Raw genomic sequence first — 16,733 nt, forward strand, 5'->3', positions numbered from 1 at the left:
TTCCAAATTTGGAAAGAAGCTATTTTGGTGATTACTGGTTCGTTTTAGTTTCAGAACTCGTCGTATTTGACTGTGTTCCATTATCGCTTGTTTCTTTATTTGTATCTGGTGTAGAAGAGTCCTGAGTTGTTGTTTTCTGCTCTTCTTTTTTCTCCTCTTTTTTATTGGATTGAGAAGTTTCTTCTTGCGTGGTATTTTCTTTAGTGGAAGTGTTGTCCCTGTTAGGTGTAGTATTTTCCTGAGGGGATTCCTTTTGAATCTCCTTGACAACAGTTGTTTGGGTTGTCGTCGGTTCTTTTTTGTTGTTTTTGTTATTATCCATGGCGTTCATAATGGTGATAGTAGCGGTGATTAGGCCAAGGATACTACCGATGGTAGCAATCGTTTTTTGAAAGACAGTAAATCCCTTTTTGATGTGTTCTGTTTTTGGTTTTGAAGTTCTACGATAGTTAGACATGATACTCTCCTTTAATTATGATTTATTATACCTCATTTCTTTAAAAAAATCTTAAAAAAAGAGAAACCTCCCTTTCTTGTCGCAGGTCTCTTTTCGTGATACAATAGAAGGAGTGATTTTAGAAAGCGTGAGAAAACATGATCTACTTTGATAATTCGGCAACGACCAAGCCTTATCCTGAAGCACTTGAAACTTACATGCAGGTCGCTTCAAAAATTGTAGGAAATCCGTCTAGTCTCCATCGTTTGGGAGATCAGGCAACACGAATTTTAGATGCTTCCCGGCAGCAAATTGCAGATTTGATTGGGAAGAAAAGTGATGAAATCTTCTTTACCTCAGGTGGAACAGAAGGAGATAACTGGGTCATCAAGGGTGTGGCCTTTGAAAAAGCCCAGTTTGGCAAGCACATTATTGTGTCAGCTATTGAACATCCAGCAGTCAAGGAATCAGCCCTTTGGCTTAAAAGTCAAGGTTTTGAGGTGGATATTGCCCCAGTTGATAGCAGAGGATTTGTGGATGTTGAGGCTCTAGCGAATTTGATACGACCTGATACGACTCTCGTCTCCATCATGGCAGTTAACAACGAAATTGGCTCTATCCAACCTATTGAGGCTATTTCGAAACTCTTGGCAGATAAGCCGACCATTTCCTTCCATGTTGATGCGGTTCAGGCACTCGCTAAGATTCCGACTGAAAACTATCTGACAGATCGAGTGGATTTCGCAACCTTTTCGAGTCATAAGTTTCATGGTGTCCGAGGTGTTGGCTTTGTCTATATCAAGTCTGGTAAGAGGATCATGCCTCTTTTAACAGGTGGCGGTCAAGAGGGAGACTATCGTTCGACAACTGAAAATGTAGCAGGAATTGCAGCGACAGCCAAGGCTCTCCGTTTGGCTATGGAAAAGTTAGCTATCTTTGCTAGTAAGACAGGGCAGATGAAGGCAGTCATTCGCCAAGCCCTTCTGGATTATCCGGATATTTTTGTCTTTTCAGATGATGAAGACTTTGCCCCTCATATCCTGACTTTTGGGATTAAAGGTGTTCGTGGTGAAGTCATTGTTCACGCTTTTGAAGACTATGACATTTTCATTTCCACAACCTCTGCTTGTTCGTCCAAGGCAGGAAAACCTGCGGGGACCTTGATTGCCATGGGAGTGGACAAAGATAAGGCCCAGTCAGCTGTGCGTCTAAGCCTAGACTTGGAAAATGACATGAGTCAGGTCGAGCAGTTCTTGACCAAGCTAAAATTAATTTACAATCAAACTAGAAAAGTAAGATAGGAGCATTTATGCAGTATTCAGAAATTATGATTCGCTATGGAGAATTGTCAACCAAACACAAAAATCGTATGCGTTTCATCAATAAACTTCGTAATAATATTTCGGACGTTTTGTCCATCTATCCTCAAGTTAAGGTAACCGCAGATCGCGACCGTGCCCACGCTTACCTCAATGGAGCTGATTATACAGCAGTAGTAGAATCGCTCAAACAAGTCTTTGGGATCCAAAACTTTTCTCCCGTTTATAAGGTTGAAAAGTCAGTGGAAGTTCTGAAGTCTGCTGTCCAAGAGATTATGAAGGAAATCTATAAGGAAGGGATGACCTTTAAACTCACTAGCAAGCGAAGCGACCACAACTTCGAATTGGATAGTCGTGAACTCAATCAAACTCTTGGTGGTGCTGTTTTCGAGGCTATTCCAAACGTGCAAGCTCAGATGAAAAATCCAGATATTAATCTTCAGGTTGAGATTCGTGAGGAGGCTGCCTATCTTTCCTATGAAACCTTTCGTGGAGCAGGAGGATTACCTGTGGGAAGTTCTGGTAAAGGCATGCTCATGTTGTCAGGAGGGATTGACTCACCTGTAGCAGGTTATCTAGCTCTTAAACGTGGGGTAGATATTGAAGCCGTCCACTTTGCTAGCCCGCCATACACAAGTCCTGGTGCCCTCAAGAAAGCCCACGATTTGACTCGAAAATTGACCAAGTTTGGTGGAAATATCCAGTTTATCGAAGTACCTTTCACAGAGATTCAAGAAGAAATCAAGGCTAAGGCGCCAGAAGCCTACCTCATGACCTTGACGCGTCGTTTTATGATGCGCATTACCGACCGTATCCGTGAGGTACGAAATGGTTTAGTTATCATCAATGGGGAAAGTCTTGGCCAAGTAGCTAGCCAAACTTTGGAAAGCATGCAGACTATCAACGCTGTGACCAGCACTCCTATCATTCGTCCCGTGGTTACCATGGACAAGTTGGAAATCATTGATATTGCTCAGGAAATCGATACCTTTGAAATTTCAATCCAACCTTTTGAAGACTGCTGTACTATTTTTGCGCCTGATCGTCCTAAGACCAATCCTAAGATAGAGAATGCTGAGCAGTATGAAAAACGGATGGATGTTGAAGGTTTGGTTGAGCGAGCAGTGGCAGGTATTATGATCACTAAGATCACACCTCAAGCTGAAAAAGACGCTGTCGATGAGTTAATTGATAATCTCCTCTAATCAGAAAATCCAGAAGAATTTAGAATATTAAATGAAAAAAGTTAGTTATTTATCCTTAAAATGGACAATTACTGACTTTTTTTTCTATTTTTATGGTATAATGAGATAAAATTTTGAATATAGAGAGTTTTCTGACAATGAATCATTCCTACTTTTACTTAAAAATGAAAGAACACAAACTCAAGGTTCCTTATACAGGAAAAGAGCGTCGTGTGCGTGTGCTCCTGCCAAAGGATTATGAGAAAGACACAGACCGTTTTTACCCTGTTGTTTACTTTCATGACGGGCAAAATGTCTTTTACAGCAAGGAGTCCTATATCGGACACTCTTGGAAAATTATTCCAGCCATTAAGCGAAACCCTGATATCAGTCGCATGATTGTTGTAGCCATCGACAATGATGGTTTGGGGCGGATGCATGAGTATGCGGCTTGGAAGTTTCAAGAATCTCCTATCCCAGGCCAGCAGTTTGGCGGTAAGGGTGTGGAGTATGCCGAGTTTGTCATGGAGGTGGTCAAGCCTTTTATCGATGAGACCTATCGTACCAAAGCTGATCGCCAGCACACGGCTATGATTGGTTCATCGCTAGGAGGCAATATTACCCAGTTTATCGGACTAGAGTACCAAGACCGAATTGGTTGTCTAGGTGTCTTCTCATCTGCTAACTGGCTTCACCAAGAAGCCTTTAACCGCTATATTGAGCGCAAGAAATTGTCGCCTGAACAGCGCATTTTTATCTATGTTGGAACGGAAGAAGCGGATGATACGGACAAGACTCTGATGGCTGGCAATATCAAGCAAGCCTATATCGACTCATCTCTTCGCTATTATCATGATTTGATTGCAGGTGGAATACACTTGGATAATCTTGTTTTGAAAGTTCAGTCTGGTGCCATCCATAGTGAAATCCCTTGGTCGGAAAATTTGCCAGACTGTCTCCGTTTTTTTGCAGAGAAATGGTAAGTTAGGAAAGGAGAAAGCCAATGCATATTGAAAACCTTAGCCACTGGAGTGGCCACCTCAACCGTGAAATGTACCTCAACCGTTATGGACATGCTGGGATTCCAGTTGTGGTTTTTGCTTCATCTGGTGGCAGTCACAATGAATACTATGATTTTGGCATGATTGATGCCTGTTCTTCCTTTATCGAAGAAGGTCGTGTTCAATTCTTTACCCTATCTAGTGTTGACAGTGAAAGCTGGTTGGCCACTTGGAAAAATAGTCATGACCAAGCGGAGATGCATCGAGCTTACGAACGTTATGTGATTGAGGAGGCCATTCCTTTTATCAAGCATAAGACAGGTTGGTTTGATGGCATGCTGACAACTGGTTGCTCCATGGGAGCCTACCATGCACTCAATTTCTTTCTCCAGCATCCAGATGTCTTTACCAAGGTGATTGCTCTCAGCGGTGTTTATGACGCACGTTTCTTCGTTGGTGATTACTACAATGACGATGCCATTTACCAAAACTCACCTGTAGATTATATCTGGAATCAGAATGACGGATGGTTTATCGATCGTTACCGTCAGGCTGAGATTGTCGTCTGTACAGGTCTCGGTGCTTGGGAACAAGACGGTCTACCATCTTTCTACAAGCTCAAAGAAGCCTTTGACCAGAAACAAATTCCAGCCTGGTTTGCTGAATGGGGGCACGATGTTGCCCACGACTGGGAATGGTGGCGTAAACAAATGCCCTATTTTCTTGGACACCTGTATCTATAAAAGGAGTTGCCTATGAATTACCTTGTTATTTCTCCCTACTATCCACAAAATTTTCAACAGTTTTCTATCGAACTAGCTAGTAAAGGCATTACAGTCTTGGGAATTGGTCAAGAACCCTACGAGCAACTGGATGAGCCTTTGCGTAATAGCCTAACCGAGTATTTCCGTGTGGATAATCTTGAAAATATAGATGAAGTCAAGCGTGCGGTTGCCTTTCTTTTCTACAAGCATGGTCCTATCGACCGCATTGAGTCCCACAATGAATACTGGCTTGAGCTGGACGCAATACTCAGAGAACAATTCAATGTTTTTGGTGCCAAATCGGAGGATCTCAAAAAGACCAAGTTTAAGTCTGAGATGAAGAAACTCTTCCAGAAGGCAGGCGTACCTGTTGTACCAGGCGCTGTTATCCAGACAGAAGCAGATGTAGACCAAGCAGTCGAGACGATTGGCCTACCAATGATTGCCAAACCTGATAATGGAGTGGGAGCGGCAGCAACCTTTAAGCTTGAGACAGAAGACGATATCAATCACTTCAAGCAAGCATGGGATCATTCAACCGCTTATTTCTTTGAGAAATTTGTCACTTCAAGCGAAATCTGTACCTTTGACGGGCTTGTGGACAAGGATGGCAATATCGTCTTTTCAACGACTTTCGATTATGCTCATACACCACTTGATCTCATGATTTATAAGATGGACAATTCCTACTATGTCCTCAAGGATATGGATCCCAAACTGCGCAAGTATGGTGAGGCCATTGTCAAGGAATTTGGAATGAGAGAACGCTTTTTCCATATCGAGTTCTTCCGTGACGGGGACGACTACATTGCCATCGAGTACAATAACCGTCCTGCAGGTGGTTTTACCATAGATGTTTATAACTTTGCTCATTCCTTGGACCTTTATAGAGGCTACGCAGCTATTGTCGCAGGAGAAGAGTTTCCAAGTTCAGAGTTTGAGCCCCAGTATTGCTTGGCAACTTCACGTCGTGCCAATGTCAACTATGTGTATTCAGAAGAAGACTTGCTTGCCAAGTATAGCCAACAATTCAAGGTCAAAAAAATCATGCCAGCAGCTTTTGCAGAACTACAAGGGGATTACCTTTATATGCTGACAACTCCAAGTCGTCAAGAGATGGAGCAGATGATTGCAGACTTTGGTCAACGTCAAGACTAATAAAAAGGATGAAAGGAGTTTGACTCCTTTTGTCCTTTTCTTAAAGATAAGTTAAATAAAGCGTTTTCCAGAGATTCTTTTAGAAAATCTGTTGCTAAAAGGCCTAAAAATTGATAGAATAAGGATTGTCTAAAAAAATTGAAGGAGAATCTATCAAATGGATTTTACATGGGCTATTAAATATGCCACAGAATTCTTGGGAACTGCTATTTTGATCATTCTTGGTAATGGTGCAGTTGCTAACGTTGAACTTAAAGGTACGAAAGGTCACCAAAGTGGCTGGCTCGTTATCGCGGTTGGTTATGGTATGGGGGTTATGATCCCAGCCTTGATGTTCGGTAACGTATCAGGAAACCACATCAACCCAGCTTTTACTCTTGGACTTGCAGTTAGTGGTCTTTTCTCTTGGGATCAAGTACCATTTTACATCCTAGCACAAGTTTTGGGAGCAATCTTTGGTCAAGCTATGGTTGTAGCGACTCACCGTCCTTACTATTTGAAAACAGAAAATCCAAACAACATCTTGGGAACTTTCTCAACTATCTCAAGTTTGGACCATGGAACAAAAGAATCACGTTTTGCAGCTACTGTTAATGGTTTCCTAAATGAGTTTGTAGGTTCATTTGTTCTTTTCTTTGCAGCACTTGGTTTGACTAAAAACTTCTTCGGTGCTGAGGTTCTTCAATACATGAAACAAATGGCTACTCAAGCTGGACAAACTGTTGATTTAAGTGAAATGGCAGTGAAAGCTCAAGTAGCACCTCACACAGCGGCTGGACTTTCAGTTGCGCACTTGGCCCTTGGTTTCCTAGTTATGGCTTTGGTAACTTCACTTGGTGGACCTTCTGGACCTGGCTTGAACCCAGCTCGTGACTTTGGACCACGTCTTCTTCACGAACTCCTTCCAAAATCAGTTCTTGGTCAACACAAGGGTGATTCAAAATGGTGGTATGCATGGGTACCAGTTGTAGCTCCAATTGCAGCGGCTATTGCAGCAGTAGCAGTATTCAAACTACTTTATCTATAATAAAAGAAACTGGGGGAACCCAGTTTTTTTGCTATAAAATTTTTAAATAAAACAGATATGGCTTGTAAAATATTCGAAAATCCTTTAAAATAGAAGAGTTGGAGGAATTTATGAGTGTGAATGAGATAGTTCGGATCATTCCGACTGTGAAAGTTAATAACCGAAAATTAAATGAAAAATTTTACATTGAAACCTTAGGGATGAAACCCTTGTTAGAAGAGTCTGCCTTTCTCTCCTTGGGAGATCAGACAGGTACTGAAAGATTGATTTTAGAAGAAGCTCCGAGCATGAGAACACGCAGAGTTGAAGGGCTTAAGAAACTTGCTAGACTCGTGGTAAAAGTTGAGAATCCTTCTGAAATCGAAGGCATCCTTTCACAGATGAAGTCCCTTCCTCGTCTATTTAAAGGAAGCTGTGGTTATGCTTTTGAGATTGTTTCTCCTGAACAGGATGTGATCCTTGTTCATGCAGAAAATCATATTGAAGACTTAGTTCCGCTAGATACGATTACGGAATTTTATTCAAATAAAAGTATAAAATACTTGAGTCAATTTGAGGTTTCCGTCGAGCTCCGTCTCCCTGAGGACAGGGAGAGTTTACTTGCTTCAGAATTGGCGACTAATGCCATTACCTTTACTCAAGAGAAAGGTCCAGATTTGGCTGTTGAAAACAATGTTACCTGGGATTTGTCTATGCTGAAATTTTTGGTAAAGAATCTAGAGTTGACTAGTCTTCGTCAGAAATTTGAGGGCACAGACTATTTTATTCCAAAGTCTGAGAAATTCTTCCTTGGTAAAGATACCAATAACATCGAATTATGGTTTGAAGAAGCATGAAGTGGACAAAAATTCTAAAAAAAATAGAAGATCAAATCGAGGCAGGGGTCTATCCCGGGGCCTCTTTTGCGTATTTTAAGGATGGAGAATGGAGAGAATTCTACCTAGGCTTGAGTGATCCTGAGAAAGGTTTGAAAACAGAGTCAGGGCTAGTCTATGACTTAGCCAGTGTGAGTAAGGTTGTGGGAGTCGGGACAGTCTTGACCTTCTTGTGGCAACAGGAGAAACTAGACATTGATCGACCAGTGGCGGATTTTTTATCGGAGTGTGATTATCCTGATATCACTATACGGCAGCTTCTGACCCATGCTACAGATCTGGATCCCTTTATTCCCAATAGGGACCAGTTAGGTTATGAGGAATTAAGAGAAGCCATGTTTCACCTCAATAGACGAAATCAGCCTGCTTTTCTATACTCAGATGTTCACTTTTTACTCTTGGGCTTTCTTTTGGAGAAAATCTTTAACCAAGACTTGGATCAGATTTTAGAAGAACAAGTTTTGAACCCATGGGGGATGAAGGAAACAATGTTTGGTCCCGTTGAGTTTGCTGTACCAACAGTTAGAGGAGTAGCGGCAGGTAGTATCCACGATCCCAAAGCTCGTCTTTTGGGCAAACATGCTGGGAGTGCTGGTTTATTTTCAACTGTTAAGGATTTGCAAATCTTTCTGGAACATTACTTGAAAGATGATTTTGCTGAAAACTTAAGTCGAAATTACTCTCCCATAGAGGATAAAGAGCGTTCGCTAGCTTGGAACCTGGAAGGAGACTGGCTTGATCATACGGGCTATACAGGTACCTTCATCATGTGGAATCGAAAGAAACAGGAAGCCGCCATCTTTTTATCCAATCGAACGTATGAGAAGGATGAACGTGCCCAGTGGATAATCGATCGAAACCAAGTCATGGAAATGATTCGCCAAGAAGAGTAGGGGGAAGAATGTCAAAGACCGTAAAAGGAACTCTATTTACAGTAGTTGCAGGGATTGCTTGGGGCTTGTCTGGAACCAGTGGCCAATACCTGATGGCACATGGGATTTCCGCTCTAGTCTTGACCAATCTGCGGCTCATTATTGCTGGATTAGCTCTAGTATTTTTAACTTATGCTACCGCAAAGGATAAACTCCTTGCTTTTTTAAAAGACAGGAAAAGCCTTTTTTCTCTCTTGTTATTTGCCTTATTTGGACTTTTCTTAAACCAGTTTGCCTATCTTTCTGCCATTCAGGAAACCAATGCTGGAACGGCGACGGTTCTCCAGTATGTTTGTCCTGTTGGGATCTTGATTTATACTTGTATCAAGGACAAGGTAGCACCGACTCTGGCTGAGATTATTTCAATTTGTCTAGCAATTGGAGGAACTTTTCTTATTGCTACGCATGGGGAACTTGACCAGCTGTCGGTCACACCTGCGGGTCTTTTCTGGGGACTCTTTTCTGCCTTGACCTACGCCCTCTATATTATCCTTCCTATCGGTTTGATTAAGAAGTGGGGAAGTATGTTGGTGATTGGTGTAGGAATGGTTATTTCTGGTGTCGGGGCTATTCCCTTCACAGGAGTTTTGCAGGCCAGTATACCGACTAGCTTGGATTTTCTCTTTGCATTTGCTGGCATTATCATCATTGGAACAGTATTTGCCTACACAGCTTTTCTAAAAGGAGCTAGTCTAATAGGACCAGTTAAATCCAGTTTATTGGCTTCCATAGAGCCCATTTCAGCTGTTTTCTTTGCCTTTTTAATTATGAAGGAGCAATTCTATGCGATTGATTTTGTTGGTATGGCCATGATTCTGCTTGCAGTGACTATCATTTCTTTGAAAGATTTACTGCTGGAAAGTAAGCATAAATAAAAAATCCACTCAACTGAGTGGATTTTTGCTATCTATAAGATTAGTCTTTGTTTTCGTATGGCAAGATCAGATTCAAAATGATACCTGTCATCGCTGATAGGGCAGTACCTGAAAGGGTTACTGGACCGAGTTTAAGGATGGCTCCACCAAGTCCAAGTACCAGCATAGCACTTGCGATGATGAGGTTACGCATTTGACCGAAGTCTACACGTTCTTTGATTAAGACTTTCAAACCATTACTTGCAATAACTCCGTAGAGAAGGATGGACATGCCACCAAGCACAGCATTTGGAATGGTTGAAATCAAGGCAGTGAATTTACCTAGGAAGCTAAGAGCAATGGCGATAAAGGCTGCGTTACGGATAACAGAGACAGAAGCGATACGAGTCATCCCGATAACCCCAGTATTTTCGCCGTAAGTCGTATTAGCTGGTCCACCTAGGAAGGCAGATACAGATGTCGCGATACCATCACCGAGAAGCGTACGGTGAAGTCCTGGTTCTTTCAGGAATTGACGGCCACAGATTTGGCTCAAAACTGTGTGGTCTCCGATGTGTTCTGAAATTGTTACGATTGCGATTGGCAAGATTGCGATTGTTTCAGGACCGAAGTATAAGTTATACTCTTTAAAGGCTCCACCTGTACTAAATGGCAAGTAGAAACCAGGAATTTCAAACCAGTTGGCTTGAAGGACTGGGGTAAAGTCAACCAAACCAAGAAGCATTGCGAAAATGTACCCACCGATGATGGCAAAGAGGAAAGGAATGATACGAAGGAACCCTTTTCCTTTTGTATTGATGAAGGCAGCAATGAGGAAGGTTACGACAGCAACAAGGGCATTTTTCCAGTTTCCATCAGCTACAAGACCAGCATTGGTCACGGCTGAGCCTGCAAGACCAAGACCGATAACGATAATCATAGGTCCGATAACGATAGGAGGCAAGAGTTTGTCAATCCATTTCGTACCAGCAAAGCGAACACTTGTTGCGACAATGACATAAATCAAACCAGTTAGGATAACCCCTGTTTGAGCAGCAGAGACGTCGCCACCCATTTCTTTCATAGCAAGGGACATGGCTGTGATAAAGGCGAAGGATGATCCGAGATAGACTGGAACTTTAAAGCCAGTTGAAACCATATAAATCAGGGTTCCGATACCAGATGCAAAGAGGGCAACGGATACAGGCATTCCCAAAATCAAAGGAACTAGGATGGTCGCTCCAAACATAGCAAAAACGTGCTGGAAGCTGAGGAGGATACCTTTCCCAGCTGAAGGACGTTGATCAACGTCTAGTAACAAATCAACAGTTGATTCTTGTTTCATATAAACCTCACTTTTGGGCATCAAAAAAGAGCCCATTATTTTACAGCAACAGGCTCTCAGAGTAAGACTTCTTTAAAGAGAGGAGTATCTCATTAAAGAATTTCATATATTTCTGTGTCTTCGTCACCTCACAGGATGACATTAAAAACCTTTGCTTAGGATAGTATAGCAGAAAAAATTCGTTTTGTAAACGAATTTTTCCCGAGCCCAGAAATGTGAGAGCGAGGTTTGATTTTGTAAATCATTTTTTCCCGAGCCAAGAAATAAAAAAGCGAGGCGAACTTTGTAAACATTTTTTTACTAAAAAAATTAAAGCGGGCGTTTATTGGGCATGCCAGCCTTACGTGGATATTTGTTTGGGGTTTCTTTTTTCTTTTCTACCACAGTGATGTATCGTGGATCTCCATTTGGTAGGGCGTAGCTGAGATTATCCTCAACCTTGCTAAAGAGGAGGTTGAGGGCATTCTTGGCTTCTAGCAACTCTTCGGGGGCATTGCTGGCCTTGAGTGCCAAGAGTTTTCCACCAACTTTAAGATAGGGAATGGTCAATTCAGATAAGACTTGCATACGGGCAACAGCACGAGCTGTCACCATATCAAACTGAGCACGGAAGTTCTTGTCTTGAGCAAAGTCTTCTGCCCGTCCATGATAGAAGTGAACTCCGTCCAAATTCAGCTCTTGGGCCAATAGTTGGAGGAAGTTGATGCGTTTATTTAGCGAATCAATGATGGTTACATCTAACTGAGGATAGAGGATTTTCATAGGAAGACTAGGAAATCCTGCCCCAGCCCCGATATCAAGAAGTTTGATAGTTTCATTTGAAATCAAGCCTTGTAGGATTGGTGCAATCGAATCATAAAAGTGTTTGAGGTAGACTTCTTCTTTGTCTGTAATAGCGGTCAGGTTAATCTTTTCATTCCACTCGACCAAGAGTTCAAAATAGCGTTCAAATTGGTTCTTTTGCTGGTCAGAAAGGGGGAGATTTTGCTCGACGAGCAAGCTGTAAAATGTTTCTGGTTTCATAGTCGTTTCCTTCTCTAGTATCATCTTATTTTACCATATTCATTAAAATTTTGATATACTGGTATTAATCTAAAAGCAGAAAGGAATAAGATTATGACTTGGATTATTCTTGGAGTATTGGCTCTGATTGTTATTTTTGTGATTGTTAGCTATAACGGTTTGGTGAAAAATCGTATGCAAACAAAGGAGGCTTGGAGCCAGATCGATGTTCAGTTGAAGCGTCGTAATGATCTCCTCCCTAACTTGATTGAAACAGTCAAAGGCTATGCCAAATATGAAGGTTCTACCTTGGAAAAAGTGACAGAACTTCGTAGACAAGTAGCTGCAGCAACCTCACCAGCTGAAGCGATGAAGGCCAGTGATGCCCTTACACGCCAGATTTCTGGTATCTTTGCAGTAGCAGAGAATTACCCAGACTTGAAAGCTAGTGCTAACTTTATCAAATTGCAAGAAGAGTTGACCAATACAGAAAATAAAATTTCCTACTCACGCCAACTCTACAACAGTGTTGTCAGCAACTACAATGTAAAACTTGAAAGCTTCCCAAGTAACATCATCGCAGGACTATTTGGCTTTAAAGCTGCAGACTTCCTTCAAACACCTGAAGAGGAAAAGGCAGTTCCTAAAGTTGACTTTAGCGGTTTAGGTGACTAAGATGTTGTTTGATCAAATTGCGAGTAATAAACGAAAAACTTGGATTTTATTGCTGGTTTTCTTCCTACTCTTGACCTTGGTTGGTTATGCGGTTGGTTATCTCTTCATGCGCTCAGGTCTTGGGGGTATGATCATAGCCCTAATCATCGGTTTTGTCTATGCTTTGACCATGATCTTTCAATCAACAGAGATTGTCATGTCTATGAATGGGGCGCGTGAGGTTGATGAGCAAACGGCGCCAGACCTCTACCATGTTGTGGAAGATATGGCCATGGTCGCTCAGATCCCCATGCCACGTGTTTTCATCATTGAGGATTCTTCTTTAAATGCCTTTGCAACAGGTTCGAATCCGCAGAATGCGGCAGTTGCAGCCACTTCGGGTCTCCTAGCCATCATGAATCGTGAGGAGCTAGAAGCGGTCATGGGTCATGAAGTCAGTCACATTCGGAACTACGATATCCGCATTTCGACCATTGCTGTTGCACTTGCTAGTGCTATTACACTGCTATCTAGTATGGCTGGTCGGATGATGTGGTGGGGTGGCGCAGGCCGCAGACGGAGTGATAATGATCGCGATGGAAATGGTCTAGAGATTATCATGCTTGTTATCTCTCTCTTAGCCATTGTTCTAGCACCTCTTGCAGCAACCTTGGTACAACTAGCTATCTCTCGTCAGCGAGAATTTCTAGCGGATGCATCCAGTGTGGAGCTGACTCGCAATCCTCAAGGGATGATCAATGCCTTGCGTAAGTTGGAGGATAGCGAGCCGATGCATCACCATGTCGATGATGCCAGCAGCGCTCTTTATATCAATGATCCTAAGAAAAGTGGCGGACTTCAAAAACTCTTTTATACCCACCCACCTATCTCAGAACGAATCGAACGCTTGAAACAAATGTAAACAAAATCCAGAGAAATCTCTCTGGATTTTTGCTTTTAGTATCTCGCTTTTAACTTGTTATCTTACCAAAAAATAGTATAATATATGTAATTCTATATAATTGAGGTGAATGATGTATAAGCGCTGGATGACATTTTTCTTGATTTTGATTTTTATGCCAATTCATTTGAGTATAGCAGAGAAAATCATGCGAATAAATTCATTAACGCTATCCATCCTTTTTACCCTTGTTGAACTTGCAATATTTTTATATGTAGGAAAAAAGTATGACTTGTTTCACATTGGGAAAATCTGCCTAAAAGATATTCTTAAATGTTTTCTTTCATACGCCTTTCTTTTCCTGTTTTATATTTTGGTCAATTTTTTAGGCCCTACCCAATCAGACACAACTCAAACTGTGCAAAGTTTATCACTTTCATGGTCTGTACTTTTTGTGGATCTCTGTGTTTTGGCACCTGTCACGGAAGAAATCTTTATGCGAGGTATGTTACAGGGGATAGTATTTAAGAATACCTATTTTGGCTTGTTTGCCACGTCGCTTCTTTTTGCTTATCTGCATGGTCCCTATACTATTCCTAGCTTTATTACCTATTTAGGTATGGGATTTGCATTTGGGATAAGGTATAAGACTTCTGACAACCTATGGAATTCCATTCTTTTGCATGTCTTCAATAATCTGGTTGCATTTTGCTTTTTGTATATGAGATAATGCTACATTAGAATGCTTTGAGCTGTAAGATAGTAAAAAATGATTTCTAGCTTATACAATTTAAACAAAAGCCAGACCATAATCTGTCACGTAGATGATGCCAGCAGCGCTCTGTGCACCAATGATTCTAAGAAAGACGTGTGTAAACAAAATCCAGAGATCGTCTCTGGATTTTTGCTATGTTCAACATTTATAAATCTTGTAAATCAACGACTTCCAAACCATTTTCTGTCAAACGATAGATACTCGTACAGACCTCTTTTAAGAAGCGTCTGTCATGCGAAACAGTGATTAGACCGCCTGGATAGGAGGCAAAGAGTTTTCTGATTTCGGGTTGAGAAGTGGGAGAAAAATTACGTGTAGGCTCATCCAGAAGGAGAAAGTTTGGTTTGCGCAACACTAAATCCAAAAGTAGGAGTTTACCTTGTTGCCCACCAGATAGGGAGCGGATTTGGTGGTGCATCTCTGGATAGCTGAAATTGAGACTGGCTAGGTGAGATTGGATTTTCTGTAGTTCTTCTTTTTGTCCAGTGTGGCTGAGGTAGGCTACTGGAGATAAATCCAATTGCAGTTTTTTATGGTAATCTTGTGGCATAAAACCAAGCGAAATCTCTCTTTTGGCACTGAGCAGTTGTTGCAACTTGGCTAACAGAGTTGATTTCCCAGTACCATTTGGCCCGATGATACCGATTTTATCTTGGCCACGGACCGTTAGTCGTAACTCCTGAGCTAAAATGCGCTTGCCAATGGATAAATTTTCTTTTTCCAGTTGGATTAAGACTTTAGAAGCCGGTAATGGTTGGATGTCTGAGAAGAATAGTTGAATTTGTTCTTCTTCAAGTGGTTTTTGAGTCATAGACTGAGCTACCTTTTCAAAGCGTTTTTCTTGAGAGAGAACATTTTTCATCTTTTTAGCCAGTAAGCGCCCAGCAACATCGTTTTTAGTGTTACGCAAGGCAGTTTCTACATTTTGCTTGACGCGGCGATGCTTTTCCATGGTTTTGTCATAGGCTCTCTGGTCGTTAGCAGCTTGCTGACTTTGTCTGGCAAAACTAGCCTTTCTCTGCTCACTATAGCTATCGTAGTCTAAATGCTCTACTAGTGTTTCCGCTTCTTTCCGGTGCTTGACCAGTCGCAGGTGGACAATAGTATCAGCCGTACGAGAAAGAAAGTCTTCATCATGGGAAATGAAAATAACGGTTTGCCTCATCTTTTGTATCTGACTTTTTAGCCAATCAACTGTCTCAAGATCCAGATCATTTGAAGGTTCGTCTAAAAAAAGAATCTCAAGAGGTTTTGCTAACTCATGGATGAGCTGAATTTTCAAAGCTTCGCCACCTGATAGACTGCCAATTTCTTGGTCGCTAGCAAAACGGTCGCTATCAAAGTGCAACTCCTCCGCCAAACGATAAAGAATGCTGTAGTCTAAATCAGCGGGATCTAAAAAGAAGTAATCGTGTAGAGTCCTATTTTTTAACTCCTCAGGTAACTTTTGAGGAATGTAGGCCAGTGATTGAAGGTCAGACTGGATGTCGCCCTTGATAGTAAAATCAGGTAATGCTTCCCCCATTAAAGCTCGTAGCAAGGTTGATTTGCCATTTCCTTCTTCACCAATAATAGCAACCTTTTCCCCGTCTTGGATAGTCATGGTTAGGTCAGATACAAGATCTCGTAGATCTTTGTTTTGCGTGATGGTCAGATGATTGATTTTTATCATATTGTTGCCCTTTCTAGAATGTCGATAGTGCATAACAAAAAGCTCTACTTTATCTAGCAGAGCCCAAAGTCACTGTCCAAAACTCTATTATCCTCGTTGAAAAACTTGTCAAACTAGCTTGGAGCTGCCTAACCTAACCCAAGAGGAGCATAGCTTTCTAGTTTTTCGATTTTCAATGAGGACAAGATACTAGAAAACCTAGTATAAAAAGAGCACACAAAAAGAGACAAAAACAAGATCTACTAAATAAAGGTTCTTTATTTGATAGATTAGTTGTTCATGTCTCCCTTACCTCCGAGTATTAGTACCTCTATCCTATACTTTTCAGGAAATTTTGTCAATAGAAAACAGGAAATTCTAGTTTTTATACTCAATGAAAATCAAAGGGCAAACTAGGAAGCGATCCGAAGGCTATACTTGGGTACGGCAAGGCGAAGCTGACGTGGTTTGAAGAGATTTTCGAAGAGTATCAGAATCCGAAAACAGGTCCATAGAGAGCCAGTACGTGTTTGACATGCTGGTAATGGAACTTGTCATAGTTGCGCCAAGCGGTGCGTGCTTGATCGTTTAGTTTTAGACTACCAAGTCCAATCAATAGACTGGTACGTTGGTAAAATTTCTCGAGGTCGATTAAGATACTGTTGTCAATCTTTTCCGCTTTTTTAAGTTCCTTAAGAGTGGTGTTTAGCAGTTCTTGTAGACGGAAATCATCGGTTGTACCTTGTTTACAGCTTTGGTAGCTTTTATTTAACTCGGAAAGTAGTTGGTAAGCTTCAGTGATGAGTGCTTTGTCTTCCATATGAGCATCCTCCCTGCTCTGGTGTATTCTTGCCT

17 protein-coding genes are annotated in these 16,733 nt (G+C 41.5%); 12 read left to right on the forward strand and 5 right to left on the reverse strand.

Translation table 11 applies throughout. The features are described 5' to 3' along the window. Positions 1–31: 31 nt before the first annotated feature. On the reverse strand, positions 32–457 hold the full coding sequence (locus tag HMPREF8571_RS05850; protein ID WP_000073920.1) for a DUF6556 family protein: 426 nt from the start codon (positions 455–457) through the stop codon (positions 32–34). A 137-nt stretch (positions 458–594) separates the two neighbouring features. On the opposite strand from HMPREF8571_RS05850, the gene HMPREF8571_RS05855 reads away from it, so the two are divergent. The 9 genes from HMPREF8571_RS05855 to HMPREF8571_RS05895 all read left to right on the forward strand — a co-directional run bounded on the left by HMPREF8571_RS05855 (position 595) and on the right by HMPREF8571_RS05895 (position 9,571). Continuing rightward, positions 595–1,737, forward strand: coding sequence for a cysteine desulfurase family protein (locus tag HMPREF8571_RS05855; protein ID WP_000638937.1), 1,143 nt, complete (start codon positions 595–597; stop codon positions 1,735–1,737). 8 nt (positions 1,738–1,745) lie between these two features. Continuing rightward, positions 1,746–2,960: a tRNA uracil 4-sulfurtransferase ThiI gene (thiI, locus tag HMPREF8571_RS05860; RefSeq protein WP_001200100.1), complete on the forward strand. Its 1,215-nt coding sequence runs from the start codon at positions 1,746–1,748 to the stop codon at positions 2,958–2,960. 137 nt (positions 2,961–3,097) lie between these two features. Beyond that, positions 3,098–3,922 (forward strand): alpha/beta hydrolase, encoded by an 825-nt coding sequence (locus tag HMPREF8571_RS05865; protein WP_001016809.1) that lies wholly within the window; start codon positions 3,098–3,100, stop codon positions 3,920–3,922. 20 nt (positions 3,923–3,942) lie between these two features. After that, positions 3,943–4,683, forward strand: coding sequence for an esterase family protein (locus HMPREF8571_RS05870; RefSeq protein WP_000546807.1), 741 nt, complete (start codon positions 3,943–3,945; stop codon positions 4,681–4,683). A gap of 12 nt (positions 4,684–4,695) precedes the next feature. Continuing rightward, on the forward strand, positions 4,696–5,862 hold the full coding sequence (locus HMPREF8571_RS05875) for an ATP-grasp domain-containing protein (RefSeq protein ID WP_001108595.1): 1,167 nt from the start codon (positions 4,696–4,698) through the stop codon (positions 5,860–5,862). Positions 5,863–6,019: 157 nt separating this feature from the next. After that, positions 6,020–6,889, forward strand: a complete 870-nt coding sequence (gene gla, locus HMPREF8571_RS05880) for an aquaglyceroporin Gla (RefSeq protein WP_000348111.1) — start codon at positions 6,020–6,022, stop codon at positions 6,887–6,889. A gap of 110 nt (positions 6,890–6,999) precedes the next feature. Further along, positions 7,000–7,725, forward strand: coding sequence for a CppA N-terminal domain-containing protein (locus HMPREF8571_RS05885; RefSeq protein ID WP_000115586.1), 726 nt, complete (start codon positions 7,000–7,002; stop codon positions 7,723–7,725). Continuing rightward, a complete protein-coding gene (locus HMPREF8571_RS05890) occupies positions 7,722–8,657 on the forward strand; it encodes a serine hydrolase domain-containing protein (protein ID WP_000872235.1) in 936 nt (311 codons plus the stop codon). The genes HMPREF8571_RS05885 and HMPREF8571_RS05890 overlap by 4 nt, the downstream gene beginning before the upstream one ends. 8 nt (positions 8,658–8,665) lie before the next feature. Further along, complete coding sequence (locus HMPREF8571_RS05895) at positions 8,666–9,571, forward strand: DMT family transporter (RefSeq protein ID WP_000047993.1); 906 nt, start codon at positions 8,666–8,668, stop codon at positions 9,569–9,571. Positions 9,572–9,611: 40 nt separating this feature from the next. On the opposite strand, the gene HMPREF8571_RS05900 is transcribed toward HMPREF8571_RS05895, so the two are convergent. Together HMPREF8571_RS05900 and rsmG are read right to left on the reverse strand one after the other, a co-directional pair. Then, positions 9,612–10,895, reverse strand: a complete 1,284-nt coding sequence (locus tag HMPREF8571_RS05900) for a uracil-xanthine permease family protein (protein WP_025168446.1) — start codon at positions 10,893–10,895, stop codon at positions 9,612–9,614. A gap of 309 nt (positions 10,896–11,204) precedes the next feature. After that, complete coding sequence (gene rsmG, locus HMPREF8571_RS05905) at positions 11,205–11,918, reverse strand: 16S rRNA (guanine(527)-N(7))-methyltransferase RsmG (protein WP_000801958.1); 714 nt, start codon at positions 11,916–11,918, stop codon at positions 11,205–11,207. Positions 11,919–12,011: 93 nt separating this feature from the next. Between rsmG and HMPREF8571_RS05910 the strand changes: the two genes are divergently transcribed. The 3 genes from HMPREF8571_RS05910 to HMPREF8571_RS05920 all read left to right on the forward strand — a co-directional run bounded on the left by HMPREF8571_RS05910 (position 12,012) and on the right by HMPREF8571_RS05920 (position 14,182). Then, positions 12,012–12,572, forward strand: a complete 561-nt coding sequence (locus HMPREF8571_RS05910; RefSeq protein WP_000219838.1) for a LemA family protein — start codon at positions 12,012–12,014, stop codon at positions 12,570–12,572. Position 12,573: 1 nt separating this feature from the next. After that, positions 12,574–13,473, forward strand: a complete 900-nt coding sequence (gene htpX / locus HMPREF8571_RS05915; protein WP_000895761.1) for a zinc metalloprotease HtpX — start codon at positions 12,574–12,576, stop codon at positions 13,471–13,473. A gap of 112 nt (positions 13,474–13,585) precedes the next feature. Next, complete coding sequence (locus HMPREF8571_RS05920) at positions 13,586–14,182, forward strand: CPBP family intramembrane glutamic endopeptidase (protein WP_000278247.1); 597 nt, start codon at positions 13,586–13,588, stop codon at positions 14,180–14,182. Positions 14,183–14,372: 190 nt separating this feature from the next. Here the strand turns inward: HMPREF8571_RS05920 and HMPREF8571_RS05925 are convergent, their stop codons facing one another. After that, positions 14,373–15,932, reverse strand: coding sequence for an ATP-binding cassette domain-containing protein (locus tag HMPREF8571_RS05925; RefSeq protein ID WP_004239995.1), 1,560 nt, complete (start codon positions 15,930–15,932; stop codon positions 14,373–14,375). A gap of 436 nt (positions 15,933–16,368) precedes the next feature. After that, on the reverse strand, positions 16,369–16,698 hold the full coding sequence (locus HMPREF8571_RS05930; RefSeq protein ID WP_000389553.1) for a hypothetical protein: 330 nt from the start codon (positions 16,696–16,698) through the stop codon (positions 16,369–16,371). Between the last annotated feature and the right edge of the window lie 35 nt (positions 16,699–16,733).

Source organism: Streptococcus mitis ATCC 6249, from assembly GCF_000146585.1.
GTDB lineage: Bacteria > Bacillota > Bacilli > Lactobacillales > Streptococcaceae > Streptococcus > Streptococcus mitis_AZ.